Origin of the sequence: Staphylococcus sp. HMSC057A08 (assembly GCF_001812925.1) — a bacterium.
Classification (GTDB): Bacteria; Bacillota; Bacilli; order Staphylococcales; family Staphylococcaceae; genus Staphylococcus; species Staphylococcus hominis.
Genome location: NZ_KV810854.1, coordinates 37,145 through 55,040, shown reverse-complemented (window position 1 = coordinate 55,040; position 17,896 = coordinate 37,145). Strand labels below are relative to the sequence as shown.

At 31.0% G+C, this 17,896-nt stretch carries 13 protein-coding genes; 1 reads left to right on the top strand and 12 read right to left on the bottom strand.

Annotation, left to right across the window (positions count from 1 at the left end; translation table 11 throughout):
• Positions 1-147 precede the first annotated feature (147 nt).
• From gap to HMPREF2881_RS04800, 8 genes are all read right to left on the bottom strand, one after another.
• The gene (gene gap, locus HMPREF2881_RS04835; RefSeq protein ID WP_002487983.1) at positions 148-1,173 is read right to left on the bottom strand and encodes a type I glyceraldehyde-3-phosphate dehydrogenase; all 1,026 of its coding nucleotides are present in this window, start codon (positions 1,171-1,173) and stop codon (positions 148-150) included.
• A 188-nt stretch (positions 1,174-1,361) separates the two neighbouring features.
• A complete protein-coding gene (coaE, locus tag HMPREF2881_RS04830) occupies positions 1,362-1,964 on the bottom strand; it encodes a dephospho-CoA kinase (protein WP_002487989.1) in 603 nt (200 codons plus the stop codon).
• Between the two features lie 21 nt (positions 1,965-1,985).
• Positions 1,986-2,858, bottom strand: coding sequence for a bifunctional DNA-formamidopyrimidine glycosylase/DNA-(apurinic or apyrimidinic site) lyase (gene mutM, locus HMPREF2881_RS04825; RefSeq protein WP_002455221.1), 873 nt, complete (start codon positions 2,856-2,858; stop codon positions 1,986-1,988).
• A 15-nt stretch (positions 2,859-2,873) separates the two neighbouring features.
• Positions 2,874-5,510, bottom strand: coding sequence for a DNA polymerase I (polA, locus tag HMPREF2881_RS04820; RefSeq protein WP_002455220.1), 2,637 nt, complete (start codon positions 5,508-5,510; stop codon positions 2,874-2,876).
• Between the two features lie 180 nt (positions 5,511-5,690).
• Positions 5,691-7,388 (bottom strand): two-component system histidine kinase PnpS, encoded by a 1,698-nt coding sequence (gene pnpS / locus HMPREF2881_RS04815; protein ID WP_002448928.1) that lies wholly within the window; start codon positions 7,386-7,388, stop codon positions 5,691-5,693.
• On the bottom strand, positions 7,388-8,098 hold the full coding sequence (locus HMPREF2881_RS04810; RefSeq protein ID WP_002448933.1) for a response regulator transcription factor: 711 nt from the start codon (positions 8,096-8,098) through the stop codon (positions 7,388-7,390). The genes pnpS and HMPREF2881_RS04810 overlap by 1 nt, the downstream gene beginning before the upstream one ends.
• Positions 8,099-8,329: 231 nt before the next feature.
• Positions 8,330-9,601, bottom strand: a complete 1,272-nt coding sequence (icd, locus tag HMPREF2881_RS04805; protein WP_002448978.1) for an NADP-dependent isocitrate dehydrogenase — start codon at positions 9,599-9,601, stop codon at positions 8,330-8,332.
• 35 nt (positions 9,602-9,636) lie between these two features.
• The gene (locus HMPREF2881_RS04800) at positions 9,637-10,755 is read right to left on the bottom strand and encodes a citrate synthase (RefSeq protein WP_002487975.1); all 1,119 of its coding nucleotides are present in this window, start codon (positions 10,753-10,755) and stop codon (positions 9,637-9,639) included.
• Positions 10,756-11,103: 348 nt separating this feature from the next.
• Here HMPREF2881_RS04800 and HMPREF2881_RS04795 point away from each other — a divergent pair, with 348 nt between their 5' ends.
• Complete coding sequence (locus tag HMPREF2881_RS04795) at positions 11,104-12,456, top strand: amino acid permease (RefSeq protein WP_002449012.1); 1,353 nt, start codon at positions 11,104-11,106, stop codon at positions 12,454-12,456.
• A gap of 314 nt (positions 12,457-12,770) precedes the next feature.
• Here the strand turns inward: HMPREF2881_RS04795 and pyk are convergent, their stop codons facing one another.
• The 4 genes from pyk to accD all read right to left on the bottom strand — a co-directional run bounded on the left by pyk (position 12,771) and on the right by accD (position 17,492).
• Positions 12,771-14,531: a pyruvate kinase gene (gene pyk / locus HMPREF2881_RS04790; RefSeq protein WP_002487994.1), complete on the bottom strand. Its 1,761-nt coding sequence runs from the start codon at positions 14,529-14,531 to the stop codon at positions 12,771-12,773.
• Positions 14,532-14,548: 17 nt separating this feature from the next.
• Positions 14,549-15,517 (bottom strand): 6-phosphofructokinase, encoded by a 969-nt coding sequence (gene pfkA, locus HMPREF2881_RS04785; RefSeq protein WP_002448931.1) that lies wholly within the window; start codon positions 15,515-15,517, stop codon positions 14,549-14,551.
• A 171-nt stretch (positions 15,518-15,688) separates the two neighbouring features.
• Positions 15,689-16,633, bottom strand: coding sequence for an acetyl-CoA carboxylase carboxyltransferase subunit alpha (locus HMPREF2881_RS04780; protein WP_002448930.1), 945 nt, complete (start codon positions 16,631-16,633; stop codon positions 15,689-15,691).
• Positions 16,626-17,492 carry an acetyl-CoA carboxylase, carboxyltransferase subunit beta gene (gene accD, locus HMPREF2881_RS04775; protein ID WP_002448997.1) on the bottom strand — a complete coding sequence of 289 codons (867 nt, stop codon included), beginning with the start codon at positions 17,490-17,492 and terminating at the stop codon, positions 16,626-16,628. Before accD ends, HMPREF2881_RS04780 begins: the two co-directional genes overlap by 8 nt.
• Between the last annotated feature and the right edge of the window lie 404 nt (positions 17,493-17,896).

Sequence of the window (17,896 nt, the reverse complement as noted above, 5' to 3'; positions counted from 1 at the left end):
AATTCAATATAAATTCTTTTTTCACTTTCCTACATATGACTCATTAAAAAAATTATTTAATGTTTTATAATTTTTTAATCTATAAAATCAATGACATTATATTAGAATATCAACTCTAAAATTAACAATCTTTTACTTATTAAAAGCTTAAACTGCAGTCACGGTAGACTTTTCTACTAGTTGTTCACCAATCATTTCAGCTACTTCTACTACTCTATTAGAATAACCCCATTCATTATCATACCAAGCAATCACTTTCACCTTATGATCATCCATTACAATTGTATTCTCAGCATCGATAATAGCTGAATGTGGATTTGTATTGAAATCGACAGATACTAAAGGTGCATTTTCTACTTCTAAAACACCATCTAAATCTGAATGACGAAATGCATTATTAATTTCGTCAACAGTTACCGGTTTTTCTAAATCTACAACTAAATCAACTAAAGAAACATTTTTTGTAGGCACACGTAAAGCTAACCCATGAAGTTTACCTTCTAGTTCTGGTAAAACTTCTTTCAATGCTTTTGCTGCTCCAGTAGAAGTTGGAATAATACTTTCATTACATGAACGTGCTCTACGTAAATCTTTATGGGGATTATCAATATTTTTTTGATCATTAGTAATTGCATGAACAGTAGTCATTAATCCATTTACAATACCAAATTGATCATTTAAAACTTTAGCAACTGGTCCTATACAATTTGTCGTACATGAAGCATTACTGAAAATGTCATACCTTTCAACATCTAATTTGTCATCATTTACCCCTTTAACAATCATTTGGACTTCTCCACCTTTAGATGGGCCAGTTAGTAATACTTTTTTAGCTCCAGCATGAATATGTCCAACTGCTTTATCACCATGATTAAATTTTCCAGTTGCTTCAATTACGATATCTATATTTAAATCTTTCCATGGTAAATTTTCAGGATTTCTATCTGACACTAACTTAATGTTATGGTTATCAACACGTATACCATCCTCAATTGGTTCTACCTTTTTATCATAACGTCCATGCGTTGTATCATAGTTAATTAGATGTGCAATTGTTTCAGGTGGATAGCTTGCATTAATCGCAACCACATTAAAATTTTCATTATGTAATGCAATTCTTAAAACCATTCTTCCTATTCTACCCATTCCATTAATTGCAATATTTGTTGACATTTAAAGCACCCCTTGTTTTATATGTTATACTTTATAAAATTAGTATAACATAATAGATTCCGATTGAAAGCGTTTACCAAAAATAATGTAATATTTTTTACATTTTAAGTTTATATAACTAATATATTTATTATATAAATAAAAAGAGTTTAAGACTAAAAATAAAGTCCTAAACTCTTTTTCTCATATTATTCATGAATGTATCCTTTTTCAATCAATAGTTGTTTAAGAAGGGTTTCTAATTCAGATTTACTTCCTAAATTATCTATAACATGATCAGCCATTCTGCTTTTTTTATCAATTGATATTTGACTATGAACTCTCGCTTTTGCTTGATCCAAGTCTAAATTGTTACGTTTCATTAAACGTTCAATTTGTACACTTTCAGATGTGTAGACCAGCCAGACTTCATCCACAGTATCTTGTAAATCATTCTCAAACAGAAGCGGAATATCCATAATCACATCATACCCTTGTTGTAAATACTGTTGCTTTTCTTGTTCCATAATCGTTCTTACAATAGGATGAATAATTTCATTAAGTTCTAATCGTTTTTCTGGATGATTAAATACTAATTCTCCAATGTATTGTCGATTCATTTCTCCGTCACTTGTGATTGCTTCGTCACCAAACGTTTCTTTTATTTGTTCCAAAGCAGTTGATCCTTTCTCTACTGCTTTTCTTGAAGCTATATCTGCATCGACAATTTTAAATCCATATTCTGATAATAATTTAGAAACTGTTGACTTTCCGGTAGCTATTCCACCTGTTAATCCAATTACTTTAGGCATTTGTATCACCGCTCACTTTATTTATTTCTGACAATATGGACAAAAATGACTGTTTCTAGATGCTATAACTTTTTGTTCAATATCATGGCCACATACTTTACATGTCTTTTGTTTGTATACATTTAAATGTAATTGCATTTTTCCAGTTTTTCCGTCAGCATGACGATAATCTGAAATACTTGTTCCACCATTATCAATACCCTCTTTTAAAACTTCTTGTACATAATAAAAGAGCAATTGTCTTTCTTGATGAGACGTATCTTTTACTTTTCTCGCAGGATGGATACCTGCTCTAAACAATGCTTCACAAGCATAGATATTTCCACATCCTGCTATGATTTTATGATCCAGTAACATCTGTTTAATAGGTTTATTGGCTACTTTTTTTTGAGATAAATAGTGATTAAAATGTTGTAACGCTTCTTCGTCAAAAGGCTCAGGCGCTATTTCTAAAAATGAAGGATAATCTTCAAATGAATTTAGGTTTCTAATCTCACCAAATCGACGTATATCTGAAAACACTAATTTTTTTCCATTATTTAAATGGAAAATCACGTGCCAATGTTTACGATAGTTGGGAATTGCTATCTCAGATAGGTGATTGACAATGAAAAATCCACCAGCCATACCTAAATGACTAAGTAACACACGTTTACGATTATGTTTTTCAATATGAAAAACAATATATTTACTTCTTCGTTCGACTTTAATTATCTTATAGCCTTCGCAATTCAAACGAAAACCATCTAAATTCATTCCTTTGATAATCGTTTCTTTATTCTGACTTTTACCTTCAATTACTTTTTTAGAAAATGAAATACTTTTAATTGTAGCATTTACAATAAAAGGTTCTATTCCCCTTTTAACATGTTCAACTTCTGGTAATTCTGGCATTATTCATTCCTCTTTCTATTTCGCATCATACCAAGTAGGACCATAATTAGAGTCTACTTTTAATGGAACATCTAAGTCTAATGCATGCTCCATTATATCTTCAACAAATAAACTAAATTCTTCAACTTCAGACTTAGGCACTTCAAATATTAATTCATCGTGTACTTGTAAAAGTAATTTAGCTTTGTAAGACGTATGTTGAACTTGCTTATCAAATTCCACCATAGCAAGTTTAATAATATCGGCTGCACTTCCTTGAATTGGAGTGTTCATTGCTGTACGTTCCGCAAAACCTCTTAAATTAAAATTACGACTAGTGATGTCAGGAATATAACGTCTACGATGCAATAATGTTTCAACATAGCCATTTGCTTTAGCATCCTTTACAATGTCACTCATATATTGCTTAACTCCAGGGAAACTTGCTAAATAATCATCAATAAATATTTTTGCCTCTTTACGTGTTATATTTAAGCTTTGACTTAAGCCATAATCACTAATACCATAAACGATTCCAAAATTTACAGCTTTGGCTTGTCTACGCATTAAATCAGTGACTTCCTCCGCTTCAACACCAAATACTTTTCGTGCTGTAGCAGTATGAATGTCCTGTCCATGAATGAATGCTTCTTTTAAACTGTCATCTTGTGTAATATGCGCTAAGACACGTAATTCAATTTGAGAATAATCTGCAGATAAAATAACACTGTCTTCAGATGAAGGTTTAAATGCTTTACGTATTTTACGCCCTTCTTCAAGTCGAATAGGTATATTTTGTAAATTAGGATCAACTGAAGATAATCGTCCAGTTTGTGCTAATGTTTGATTAAAACGAGTGTGTATACGCTTATCATTACTAATAACTTTTTGTAAACCTTCCACATAAGTAGATTGTAATTTAGCTAATTGACGATATTCCAAAATATCATTAATGATAGGATGTTCATTCTGTAACTGTTCTAAAACATCGACTGCTGTAGAATAACCAGTTTTTGTTTTTTTAATGACAGGTAGTTTTAATGTTTCAAATAAAACCACACCGAGTTGTTTAGGTGAATTAATGTTAAATTCTTCACCTGCTGCGTCATGAATACGTTGAACTAACAATTCTAACTTCTCTTGTAATTCTTGTTGCATGTGTTGTAAATCATTTACATCTGTATAAATACCAATTTCTTCCATTTTACTTAAAATACGTGCTAGCGGAAGTTCTAAATCTTTTAGTAAATTCATTTGTTGATGTGATTCTAGTTCTTTTTCCATTAACGGTTTAACAGCATCAATAGATTTAGTAATAGATGCAATATGCGTATTTAAAATTTCAGTATCAGGAACATGTCGCTTTTTACCTTTCCCATAAATAGAGACATCTTCTTTAACATACGTTTGATGATAATTTGTTACAACCGAATAGACATCATCAATCGTTCGTGATGGATCAATAATGTAGCTTGCTAACATCGCATCAAAAACGATATTTTGAATGTTGATATTTAATCTGTGTGCTATAACAAATGTTTTCTTTGCATCATAAACTACCTTTTTAGAATTTTCATTTTCTAACCATTTAATAAGTTCTGGATAATCTTTAATATTATCTGCATCAACTACGATATAACGTTCTTTATCATAAAATCCAAACTTTAAAATATCATCTTTTAAATAATTAGAACCATCTATTTCGAAATGAATCACTGCTTCATCAAGATGATTAAAATCAACATATTCAAAAGTAGGCAAAATATCAAAAGAAACTTGTTTTTGTTCTTGCTCAAACTCAGATGCTTTATTATCTATATCTGCTAATAATTGTTTAAATTCTAATTTCTTAAAAAGTTCAATTTTTTCATGATTATCGTTGATATCACTTAATTTAGTATCATTTAAAGTGACTTCTATTGGACTATAGCGATTAATTGTAGCAAGCTCTTTACTCATTAATGCATCTTCATGACTAAGTTCGAGCTTTTCTTTTAATTTTTTACCAGATACTTTATCAATATTCTCATAGACACCTTCTACAGAATCAAATTGATTTAAAAGTTTAATTGCTGTTTTTTCTCCTACTCCAGCTACACCGGGTATATTGTCTGAACTATCTCCCATTAAACCTTTCATATCAATAATTTGTATTGGTTTTAAACCATTATATTTTTCTGCTATAAATTCTGGAGTATAGTGATCAACGTCTGTGACCCCTTTTTTAGTATAATAAATAGTCACATTTTGAGTTGCTAACTGTGTTAAGTCTCTATCTCCAGTTACAATAATAGTTTCAAAATCATTTTGATCTGCTTCTTTACTTAGCGTACCAATAATGTCATCTGCTTCGTAGTTTTCTAATTCATAATGTTTAATATGATAAGCATCTAACAATTGTCGAATATAGGGAAATTGTTCGCTTAATTCGGGTGGTGTTTTTTGACGTCCACCTTTGTATTCACTATATTTAGAATGTCTAAAAGTAGTCTTACCTGCGTCAAAGGCTACTAAGAAATGTGTAGGTTGTTCTTCTCTGATAATTTTTTCGAGTAATTTGGCGAACCCAAGAATCGCATTTGTATGAATCCCTGCTTTATTAGATAAAAGTGGCAATGCGTAAAAAGCTCTAAAACTTAAACTATTGCCATCTATCAATACTAATTTATTCAAATTTTAAACCTCCAGAATGAGTTTAATTATATTTTAGCATAAACCTTTGGTCATAACGACTGAACGATATTTTACGAATTTCAAAAAATAAAGTCCTACAAGTTTAGGTCCTTTTAAAATTCTAAAAACATAAAAAAGTATTTTAAAGTGTGGATGACCTAAAATTGTAGGACAAAATAGTTATTCGATTTTATCTATAAATGAGACTCTAAATAGCGATCCTTTATTCAGTTCACTTTCGACCATAATTGTACCGTGAAGTGCTTCTACAATATGTTTTGTAATCGATAATCCTAAACCTGTTCCACCAGAGTCACGACTTCTTGCTTTATCTACTCTATAAAATCTCTCAAAAATATGCTTTTGATCTTTTTTGTCTATCCCAATGCCATAATCTTGGATTTCTAGATTAACTTTTATATCTTCTCTGTAAACTCTAACAATAACTTTATTATTTTCGTACGAATAGTTAATGGCATTTGAAAGTAAATTTGTGATAACTTGAGACAACTTTCCTTCATGCGCTTCAATAATAACATCATTTTCTATTTCAGATTTAATAGCGATGTTTTTATACTTAGCTTGAGTTTGTAGATTATGGATTGTATTATGTGCTAAATCTGAAAGATTAACATAAGTAGTCTCAATCTCAGTTTGTTGTTCAATATGAGATAAATCTAATAAATCCATGACAAGTGATTCTATACGATTTGATTCTTTTAAAATAATATTTAAAAACACCTCAAGAGATTGTTCATCATTCTTTGCACCTTCAATTAAGGTTTCTGCAAATCCTTTAATTGAAGTAATTGGAGTTTTAAGTTCATGTGAAACATTTGCAACAAACTCACGTCTCAAATTTTCTAATTTTTTTAAATTAGTGATATCATGTAATACTACAACCATACCTTGAAGTTTCTTTTTTGCTTTACTTAAGATGGGAATACAAGAAACATCAAAATATTTTTGATGAACATCATTAATGTATAACTCAATTTGTTCATGCAACGGTTTTTCAGTTTTAAAGCTTTCAATAACAAGATGTTGAATTTCTTTATCTAAATGTACAGTATAATCTTTATTTTCGACTTTACTATCTGGTTTGAATACCTCGTAATAAGCATGGTTTGCAATAACAATTTCACCTTGCTTATCTATCATTAATACCGAGCTAGGAATATTTTCTAATGTTGTTTTAAGACGATTAGATTGCATTTTTTGTTTATTATTTAATTTTTGCAATCGTCTTGCTAAATCATTGGTAGTGACAAATAATGCTTTTGTTTCTTTCACATTACTTTCAGGTACTCTAACATGATAATATCCATCTGCAATTAAAGATGTCGCATAAGTAACTTCGTTGATTGGTCTTATATAGGTGCGATTAATGCTTCTTACAGCTAAATAAATAGCAATTAACACGATGATTCCAATTAATGATAAGTACTTCCACATATTTTTTTGTAAATCTAAAATTTCAGTATTAATACCACTTATGTATATTGTTTTATTACTTACAGTATTTTTAAATGTGTAATCCACTTTATCCTTATTTTTATGATATATAATATTCGAAGGATTAGCTGCATTATCAATAGTATGATTAATTTGATGTTGATTACCAGTTTGATATAACACATGTCCATTTTCAGAAATTTCAACAACCAAGTTTTGATTTTGTGCTATACGCTGAATGTCTGCTTGTTTATTTCGATTATTTAAATTTACGATATTTTCTGATAGATGATTTAATTCTCTAGTTTGAGTATCTGATAATATTTGATAAATCGTATGATGAAGAATTGCACCTAAACCTATAAAACTAATAATTGTTATTGTACATAGTAGAAGTAATAATCTATGATGAAATTTAATCATTAAGCTTTAGGTCTTTCTAATTTATAACCCAATCCACGCACTGTTTTTATCAACTTAGGTTGTTTAGGATTTTCTTCTAATTTATCTCTTAAATGACTAATATGAACATCTACAATTCTTGAATCTCCTGCAAACTCGTAATTCCACACTGAATTTAACATATGTTCTCTAGTAATTACGCGTCCTTGACGTTCAATAAGATAAAGTAGTAACTCAAATTCTTTAGGTGTAAGTTCAAGCAAGGTATCATCTCTATAGACTTCAAAGAATTCAGGACGAATTCTAATATTATCAATTACAATATCTTCATCATCCACGTCATCTTTTACGACTTCATTAGCAATTTGAGAGCGTCTTAAAATAGCTTTTACTCTCGCTACAACTTCTCTTGGAGAGAATGGTTTAGTCATGTAATCATCAGCACCTAATTCTAAGCCTAACACACGATCAAACTCATCATCTTTAGCTGTTAACATTAAAATAGGTACAAGATTTTTATCAGATCGAATCGTTTTACATACTTCTATTCCATCTTTTTTGGGTAACATGACATCTAATACAATCAGTTCAGGTTTAACCTCTTTAACTTTTTTGAGTGCTTCTTCACCATCATACGCTACATCTACAATATAACCTGCTGTTTCTAAGTTATATTTTAGTAACGTTACTATTGATTGCTCGTCATCAACCACTAATACTTTTTGTGACATGATTTGCCTCCCTAAATAGAATTAACAATTTCAATTTTATTATAACTGAAATTTAAATAAAAATAACATACAACATATTGAATTTACATAAACTTAACATTTACTTAATATTTTCTATTTGTTAAGGATATTTTTGTTAATCTTGCTATGATATTTATTAATAATGAACAAAAAAACAGTCTAAGACATCAAAATCCATCTTAGACTGTTTTATCAAAATAAATATTATATTTATTTTAAGTTTTTAATAAGTTCATCGGCAAATTCTGAAGTTGATACTTCAGTAGCCCCGTCCATTAAACGAGCAAAATCATATGTTACAATTTTAGAAGCAATTGTAGCTTCAATAGCATCAGTAATTTTATCAGCCGCTTCTTGCCATCCTAAATGTTCTAACATTAATACAGAACTTAATAATTCAGATGATGGATTCACTTTATTTAAGTTAGCATACTTTGGTGCTGTACCATGTGTTGCTTCAAAAATAGCATGCCCTGTCTCATAGTTAATATTAGCACCAGGAGCAATACCGATTCCTCCTACTTGTGCAGCAAGTGCATCTGAGATATAGTCGCCATTTAAGTTCATTGTAGCTACTACATCATGTTCTGCTGGACGTGTTAAAATTTGTTGTAAGAAAATATCTGCTATTGAATCTTTAATAATAATTTTACCATCTTTTTCAGCTTTTTGTTGTGCGTCATTTGCAGCATCTTTACCATCTTTTTCAGCAATTTCATCATATTGTTGCCAAGTAAATACTTTATCAGAAAATTCATTATGAGCTAAATCATAACCCCATTGTTTAAATGATCCTTCTGTAAACTTCATAATATTACCTTTGTGAACTAATGTTACTGATTTACGATTATTATCAATTGCATATTGAATAGCAGATCTTACTAAACGTTCAGTCCCTTCTTTAGAAACTGGTTTAATACCAATACCAGAAGTTTCGGGAAAACGAATATTTGTAGCACCCATTTCATTTTGTAAGAAGTCAATAACTTTTTTAACTTCTTCTGTTCCTTCTTTAAATTCAATTCCTGCATAAATATCCTCAGTATTTTCACGGAAGATAACCATATCAACATCTTGAGGACGTTTAACTGGTGAAGGTACACCTTTAAACCAACGTACTGGACGAAGACAAGTAAATAAATCTAGTTCTTGTCTTAATGCTACATTTAAAGAACGAATGCCTCCGCCAATTGGTGTAGTTAATGGTCCTTTAATTGCGATTAAGTATTCTTTGATAGTATCTAAAGTTTCTTGTGGTAACCATTCACCAGTTTCATCGTACGCTTTTTGACCAGCTAATACCTCTTTCCACTCAATACGCTTTTCACCGTTATATGCTTTTTCAACCGCCGCATCAACAACACGACTAGCTGCTTTCCAAATATCAGGACCGATACCATCCCCAATAATAAATGGAATAATTGGTTCATTAGGTACATTTAATAATTCATCATTTGCTCTAGTAATTTTTTCAGCTGCCATTATAAAAGCCTCCATAAATTAAATTTTAAAATATTTTATCTTTCTTCAACTGGTACATATTTACGATTTGTTTCTCCAACATATTTTGCACGCGGACGAATAATTCGATTATCACGATATTGTTCTAAAATATGCGCGGTCCATCCTGCAGTACGACTCACAGCAAAGATAGGTGTAAAAATATCGTGTGGAATTTCCATACTATGATAAACAGTTGCACTAAAGAAGTCTACATTTGGAATTAAGCCTTTTTCATCGTGCATACGCTTTTCAATTGCAAGAGAAATTTCATATAATTCGTTATGTCCGGTTTCAGAAGTTATTTTTCGACTCATTTCTTTTAAGTACTTAGCACGTGGATCTCCCTCTTTATATACTCGATGACCGAATCCCATGATTTTTTCTTTGTTAGCAAGTTTCTTATCTAAATAATTATCTACTTCATCAAGTGATTTAACTTCTGATAACATTTTCATTACTTGTTCATTTGCTCCACCATGTAAAGGCCCTTTTAATGAACCAATTGCTGCTACAATACCTGAATACATATCAGATAGAGATGATACTGCACATCTTGCTGTAAATGCTGAAGCATTGAGTTCATGATCGGCATGTAATATTAAAGCTTTATTAAAAGCTTCAACTTCAGTATCAGATGGCAATTCCCCTTTTAACATATACAAGAAGTTTGCTGCATAGCTTAAATCAGAGTTAGGCTTAACAGGTTCCTTTCCTTCTCGTACGCGTGAAAACGCTGTAACTAATGATGCAATCTTTGCTTGGATACGAATAGCTCGATCTTTTCGACTTTCATCTGTTTCCTCTTCAGCATCTGGATCAAAGTGTGCAATATAAGAAACAGAGGTACGTAATGCAGTCATTGGATGTACATCATCTGTAGCATATTCTTCAAAATGCTTATATACCCTTGGATTTAATGTCATATATTGTTTTAGTTTCTCTTTTAATTCTTCAAGTTCTTCTTGTGTTGGTAATCTATAATTCCATAATAAGAACATGATTTCTTCAAATTGAGCATTTTCAGCTAAATCATCAATATCATATCCTGAATAAGTTAATTGACTATCAATAATTGAACTGATTTTAGTTTCTGCTGCGATAACCCCTTCTAAACCTTTTTGTAATTCTTCCATAAGTAATTCCCCTTTTCTTTTACATAATGTAATGGCTTTCATAAATAGTATATCTAAAATTATAAGTTTTGTGAATCATGATATATGTGGTTTAAATTTTCATTGGTAAATTATTTATATATTAATTTTAATTATAATGATTATAAAAATTGTTATAAAGCTATTTATAAGAATTAAGACAAGGTTGACTTATGTGAAAATAATGAATATTTTAATTATTTATCAATAATGATTATCTTTTATTAACTCAATGTTAATAAAATTTTTAGAAAAAATTTAGAAAAATAATTGTCGAATTTAATATATAAGTGCATAATTAATATTAATTAAATGTAAGGGAGTTGTCTTATGGCAGAAGAAAAATTACAAAGAGGATTAAGTAATCGTCATGTACAATTGATTGCTCTTGGTGGCGCTATCGGAACTGGATTATTCTTAGGTGCAGGTCAAACTATAGCTATGACTGGACCTTCTATTCTATTAACCTATATCATTATTGGATTCATGCTATTTATGTTTATGAGAGGCCTTGGAGAAATCATTATTCAAAATACTCGTTTTAAATCATTTGCTGATGTAACAAACGAGTATATTGGACCATTTGCAGGATTCGTTACTGGATGGACATATTGGTTATGCTGGATTATAACGGGAATGGCAGAAGTAACTGCAGTTGCCAAATATGTTAGTTTCTGGTTTCCAACTATACCAAACTGGATTACTGCTTTATTTTGCGTATTAATATTAATGGTTTTTAACTTATTAAGTGCAAAATTATTTGGAGAATTAGAATTCTGGTTTGCTATTATTAAAATTATAACTATTATAGCTTTAATCGTCATTGGTGCAATAATGATTTTATTTGCTTATAAAACTCAATTTGGACATGCAAGTTTAACTAATCTTTATAAACATGGTATTTTTACCAATGGAACTTCTGGTTTCTTTATGTCATTCCAAATGGCTTTATTCTCATTTGTTGGTATTGAAATGATTGGGGTAACTGCTGGTGAAACTAAAAATCCAGAAAAAACAATACCTAAAGCTATAGATGCAGTACCGATTAGAATTTTAATTTTCTATGTAGGTGCTTTAGCAGTCATTATGTCTATTATTCCTTGGGACAAAGTGGATCCAAATGAGAGCCCATTTGTTAGATTGTTCTCATTAATTGGTATTCCATTTGCAGCTGGATTAATTAACTTTGTAGTTTTAACTGCTGCTGCTTCATCTTGTAATAGTGGTATCTTCTCAAATAGTCGTATGTTATTTGGATTATCTGAACAAAAACAAGCGCCTTCTATATTTAAAAGTACTAACAAGCAAGGTGTACCACATATCGCAATTATTGTATCATCTGCGTTATTATTGGTGACAGCATTATTAAACTATATTTTTCCAAATGCAACGCTAGTATTTACATATGTTACAACAATTTCAACAGTATTATTTATTATCGTGTGGGCTTTAATTATTTGGGCTTATATTAATTATCATAGAAAAAATCCTGAATTACATAAAAAAGCAAAATTCAAACTTCCTGGTGGAAAATATATGGCCTATATTATTTTAGCATTCTTCTTATTTGTGTTTTGTTTACTATTTGTAAATGCAACAACAAGAAACGCTATTTTCTTAACACCTATTTGGTTTATTATTTTAGGTATTATGTATTTAAGATATAAAAAAGTAGCAAAATAACATTAAAATATCAATATGAAAAATGACTGGAACAATTAATAATGTCCCAGTCATTTTTATGTTAATGCAGTCGATGTCTGAATTGAAATACTCTTGTAACAAGCTTTTTCAACACTACTATCCCCAACATAGAGATTTTCTTAATGAAAATCTACGTTCAATGCAAGTTGGGACGACGAATACGGCTCTCTCCCACTTTTTTCTAATATGTTTAAATAACATAAAAAAGAGCGAGAATTTTATCCATTAACATGTAACGTGGTTATTCCCGCTCTTCTAGCTTTCTATTTAAACATACTTATACAATTGTTTAATTAAAGGACATTTGCATACCCTTCAAAAATTCTACCTTGATTTGCATCAACAGTAACTAATAAGTCATTTTTCAATTCTTTCGTTGCATTTTCAACACCAATAATAGTTGGGATACCTTGTTCAAGCCCAACGATTGCACTTGGTGATGTTATACCGTTTTCTTCAGTAATTAAACCTGCAGCTTTTTCAACATATGGAACATAGCTTTCGTCTATTGAATTAGTCACAATAATTGATTGACTTAGGTCTTTTCCTTCTAAATCACTAGCAGTTTTAGAAATTACTGTTTTCCCAGTTGTTGATCCACGACCAACACCTTGACCTTTAGCAATTTCATCACCTACTAAATGTAATTTCATCATATTAGTCGTACCTTTTTCACCAGTTGGAACGCCAGCAGTAATGATAATTAAATCACCATTACCAACTTTTTCAGTAGCAACAGCTGTTGCTACTGCATTATTTAATAAATCATCTGTTGTTTTACGTCCTTTTTTAACAACTGGATATGCACCCCATACTAGTGCTAATTGTCTTGCAGTATGTTCACTAGGTGTTACTGCAATAATATCTGAATGTGGACGATATTTAGAAATTGTAATCGCTGTTGAACCACTTTCAGTTGCAGCTACAATTGCTTTAACATTTAAATTTAGAGCAGTATGTGCTACAGACACACCAATCGCATTTACTAATGATGTTTCTACTAATTTAGTACGATCAGATAATAATTTTTTGTAATCTTGAGCAGCTTCAGCTGAAATTGCAATATTTCTCATTGTTTTAACTGCTTCTTCAGGATATTGTCCTGCAGCTGTTTCACCAGATAACATAACTGCATCTGTACCATCATAGATTGCATTAGCAACGTCACTTGCTTCAGCTCTTGTTGCACGTGGATTACGTTGCATTGAATCAAGCATTTGAGTTGCAGTAATAACAGGTTTTCCTAATTTATTACATTTTCTAATTAAATCTTTTTGAACGATTGGCACAGATTCAGGTGGAATTTCAACACCCATGTCACCACGAGCAACCATTAAACCATCAGATACTTCTAAAATTTCTTCGATATTATCAATACCTTCTTGGTTTTCAATTTTAGGGAAGATAGTAATATTATCATTATTTTCTTGTTCTAAAATTTCGTGAATATCTAATACATCACTAGGACGACGTACAAAGCTTGCTGCAATGTAATCAATATCTTCTTTAATACCAAATTTAATATCTGCAGCATCTTTATCAGTGATACCAGGTAAGTTTACTTTAACACCAGGTAAGTTTACACCTTTTTTATTTTTTAATTCACCAGTGTTTAAGATATCACATTTAACTTCGCCTTTATCTTTATCAATATCTTTAACTTGTAATTCTACTAAACCATCATCTAATAAAATGTATGATCCAATTTGAACATCATTAATTAAATCTTCATATGTGACTGAGAATTTCTCAGGTGTACCTTCAACTTGAGACATACTCACAATAACTTCTTTACCTTTTTCAAGTACAATTAAGCCGTCTTTCATATCATGTGTACGAATTTCAGGTCCTTTAGTATCTAATAAAATACCAATAGTTTTACCTAATTTTTTAGATACTTTACGAATTGAATCAATACGTGCTTTATGTTCTTCATGACTACCATGAGAGAAATTTAAACGCGCAACGTTCATTCCAGCATTCATTAATTTTTCTAACATTTCCTCAGACTCTGAAGCAGGTCCTATAGTACATACAATTTTAGTCTTTCTCATTATAAAAGCCTCCTAAATTAAATAGATAATTCTTTTGCTAAGTCATAAATACGAGTGTTGAATTTATGGCTTTCATTATTGAAAATTTCATCAAATGGTGTTGCTGTAAGTTGGTTATTTTGTATACCTACACCGAATCCTGTTTGACCTTGCATTAACAATTCAACAGCATAACCGCCTAATCTTGAAGCAAGCACTCGATCTACACCAGATGGACTACCACCACGTTGGATGTGACCAAGAACAGATACACGTGCATCAACATTGATATATTTAGTTAATTGTTCTGCACATTCATGGCCACTCATACAACCTTCTGCTACCATAACGATAGAATGTTTTTTTCCACGTTTAATACCACTTTCAATTTTTTCAGCAACATCTTTAATATCTGTGTGCACTTCTGGAACTAAGATTGTTTCAGCACCTACTGACAATCCAGCCCACAGTGCTAAATCACCACAATCACGTCCCATTACTTCTACAACAAAAGTTCTCGCATGACTTGAAGCAGTATCTCTGATTTTATCGACACAGTCAATAATCGTATTTAATGCTGTATCGAAACCAATCGTGAAATCAGTACCATTAATATCATTATCAATTGTTCCAGGGATACCAATTGTTTTTATATCGGTTGTTTCTTCGCTAATACGTTGAGCACCTCTATAACTGCCATCTCCACCGACTACTACAAGTCCTTCAATACCATGCTTGTGTAAGTTCTCAATCCCTTTTTGTCTTACACTCTCATCTTTAAACTGAGGACATCTAGCAGAATATAGAAAAGTTCCTCCTCGTTGAATCGTATCTCCAACACTTCCTAATTCAAGTTTGTGGATATTATCATCAAGTAAACCTTGATAACCCTGATAAACACCAAAAACTTCGATATTATTATAAATTGCTTTTCGTACGACTGCTCTAACAGCAGCATTCATGCCTGGTGAATCTCCACCACTTGTTAATACCGCAATTCTCTTCATAGCGACATACCCTTTCCTAACTATAATAATCTTCATGTATAAATTACCATAATTTTATTATCTATTCCATTAATATTAATAGATTATATATATGTAAACGTTTTAAATTTTTAATTTAATTTATATAAAAAAATGACTAGAAATTTAATTAAAATTTCTAGTCATTCTGTGTTAATTAATAAAAGTACCAATATTTCTAAACTTATTAAATCGATGATTCGCTAAAGCTTGTCCATCTAATTTATTTAATTCATTAAGCTGATGAATAAAAGATTGTTTAATTTGTTTTGCTTGAAAAACGATGTCTTTATGAGCGCCACCTTGTGGTTCAGTAATAACTTCATCTATCACGTTTAATTCCAGTAAATCTTTTGCAGTAATTTTCATCGTTTCAGCAGCCATTTTTGCTAAAGAGCTATCTTTCCAAAGTAATGCTGCCGCCCCTTCTGGAGAAATAACAGAATAAGTACTATTTTCAAGCATTAATAATTTATTAGTTATACCAATACCAAGCGCACCACCACTTCCACCTTCACCGATGACAACACCAATCACAGGTACTTTAAGCGAAGCCATCTCAATTAAATTTTTCGCAATTGATTCACTTTGCCCTCGTTCTTCAGCGGCTTTTCCCGGATATGCACCTTTCGTATCAATAAACGTAAAAATAGGACGCTTAAATTTTTCAGCTTGTTTCATTAAGCGTAAAGCTTTACGGTAACCTTCAGGATGAGCCATTCCAAAATTACGATAAATATTATCTTTAGTATCTTTCCCTCGTTGCTGACCTATGATAGTTACCGGTTGATTGTTGAGATATCCTATTCCACCAATCATCGCAGGATCATCTCTAAAATTACGATCTCCATGTAATTCAATGAATGAGTCGAAGATATATGGAATATAATCAAGTGTTGTAGGTCTTTCTTGAAGTCTTGCAATTTGTACTCGATCCCAAGGTTTTAAATTGGTATATATTTTTTTTCTTTCTCTTTCCAAAGAGGCTTCTAACAAGTCAATTTCATCTTGTAAGTCGACGTCATTTTTTTCTTGAGATTCCTTCAATGAATTAATCTTTTCTTTAATCTCATATAAAGATTTCTCGAAATCAAGCATTCGTCTTCACCTCTTGATGTAGTTTTAAAATTTCAGAAAGTGTTGCTTTCATGTCTTTTCTATGCACAACTTTATCTAATTGACCATGTTCTAATAAAAACTCAGCAGTTTGAAAATCTTCCGGCAATTTTTCGTTAATTGTTTGTTCTATCACTCTACGTCCAGCAAAACCGATTAAAGCTTTAGGTTCGCTTAGGTTAATATCACCCACAGAAGCAAAACTAGCTGATACACCACCAGTAGTAGGATGTGTTAAATATGAAACATATAATAATCCAGCATCAGAATGTCGTTTTAATGATACACTTGTTTTTCCCATTTGCATTAATGAAATAATACCTTCTTGCATTCTGGCACCACCACTTGCAGAAAATAATACAAATGGTAACCGATGTTCAGTACAATAATCAACGATTCTACAGATTTTTTCCCCTACGACTGAACCCATACTTCCCATTCTAAATCGTGAGTCCATGACTGCAATACCATATTTCACGCCATCTAATTCTGCTGTACCAGTTACGATGGCTTCATTTAAACCCGTTTTCTTTTGATCTTTTTCGACTTTTTCTTGATAGCCAGGAAAATCCAAAGGATTAGAAGAAACCATTTCTTTATCGAATTCTTTGAACGAATTTTCATCTGAAATAGCTTCTATTCTTTTGTACGCAGGAAGTGCAATATGATGATCACAATTAAAGCATACATTTAAATTTTCAGTTAGTTCTTTTGTATACATTATTTTTTTACAATTAGGACATTTAGTCATGATGCCTGCTGGTACGTCATTTTGTTTAGAATCCGGTACCGTTAAATATTTCTTTTTTTTACTACTTCTATTAAAAAAATCTTTAAACATGCGTAAACCTCCGCATAACTCACTCAATAATTTCGTTATTTTAAATAGTTACTTTTAAATTCGCTTACTTTATTTTAAATCTATTAACTTCATTGTTTTATCATATACTTATTGGAAATCTACTTCAATACATGCAACACCTAATTCTATAACAGATCGTGTTAAATCTCGTGTCACTGATGGTGCCACTCTTTAATCGAAAGGAGTAGTTTCAATATCTAAGATATCTTTAAAAATACCTAGAAAAGCTAATATCTTATTAACTTGATTTGAAAAATAAGGTCGTCTCGTTCCTACTACTTTAGCACTACTTCTTTCGCATCATCAGGTTTGATTTCTAATTTACCTTGATTCTCTTTATGCATTTATAATGCATCGTCTCTTAAAGACATTCAATCAACTTC

Excerpts from the sequence above, each read along its gene's own strand:
- accD (WP_002448997.1), bottom strand. The coding sequence starts at position 17,492 with ATGTTTAAAGATTTTTTTAATAGAAGTAGTAAAAAAAAGAAATATTTA.
- coaE (WP_002487989.1), bottom strand. The coding sequence starts at position 1,964 with ATGCCTAAAGTAATTGGATTAACAGGTGGAATAGCTACCGGAAAGTCA.
- pnpS (WP_002448928.1), bottom strand. The coding sequence starts at position 7,388 with ATGATTAAATTTCATCATAGATTATTACTTCTACTATGTACAATAACA.
- HMPREF2881_RS04795 (WP_002449012.1), top strand. The coding sequence starts at position 11,104 with ATGGCAGAAGAAAAATTACAAAGAGGATTAAGTAATCGTCATGTACAA.
- gap (WP_002487983.1), bottom strand. The coding sequence starts at position 1,173 with ATGTCAACAAATATTGCAATTAATGGAATGGGTAGAATAGGAAGAATG.
- pfkA (WP_002448931.1), bottom strand. The coding sequence starts at position 15,517 with ATGAAGAGAATTGCGGTATTAACAAGTGGTGGAGATTCACCAGGCATG.
- HMPREF2881_RS04810 (WP_002448933.1), bottom strand. The coding sequence starts at position 8,098 with ATGTCACAAAAAGTATTAGTGGTTGATGACGAGCAATCAATAGTAACG.
- HMPREF2881_RS04800 (WP_002487975.1), bottom strand. The coding sequence starts at position 10,755 with ATGGAAGAATTACAAAAAGGTTTAGAAGGGGTTATCGCAGCAGAAACT.
- icd (WP_002448978.1), bottom strand. The coding sequence starts at position 9,601 with ATGGCAGCTGAAAAAATTACTAGAGCAAATGATGAATTATTAAATGTA.
- mutM (WP_002455221.1), bottom strand. The coding sequence starts at position 2,858 with ATGCCAGAATTACCAGAAGTTGAACATGTTAAAAGGGGAATAGAACCT.
- pyk (WP_002487994.1), bottom strand. The coding sequence starts at position 14,531 with ATGAGAAAGACTAAAATTGTATGTACTATAGGACCTGCTTCAGAGTCT.
- HMPREF2881_RS04780 (WP_002448930.1), bottom strand. The coding sequence starts at position 16,633 with ATGCTTGATTTCGAGAAATCTTTATATGAGATTAAAGAAAAGATTAAT.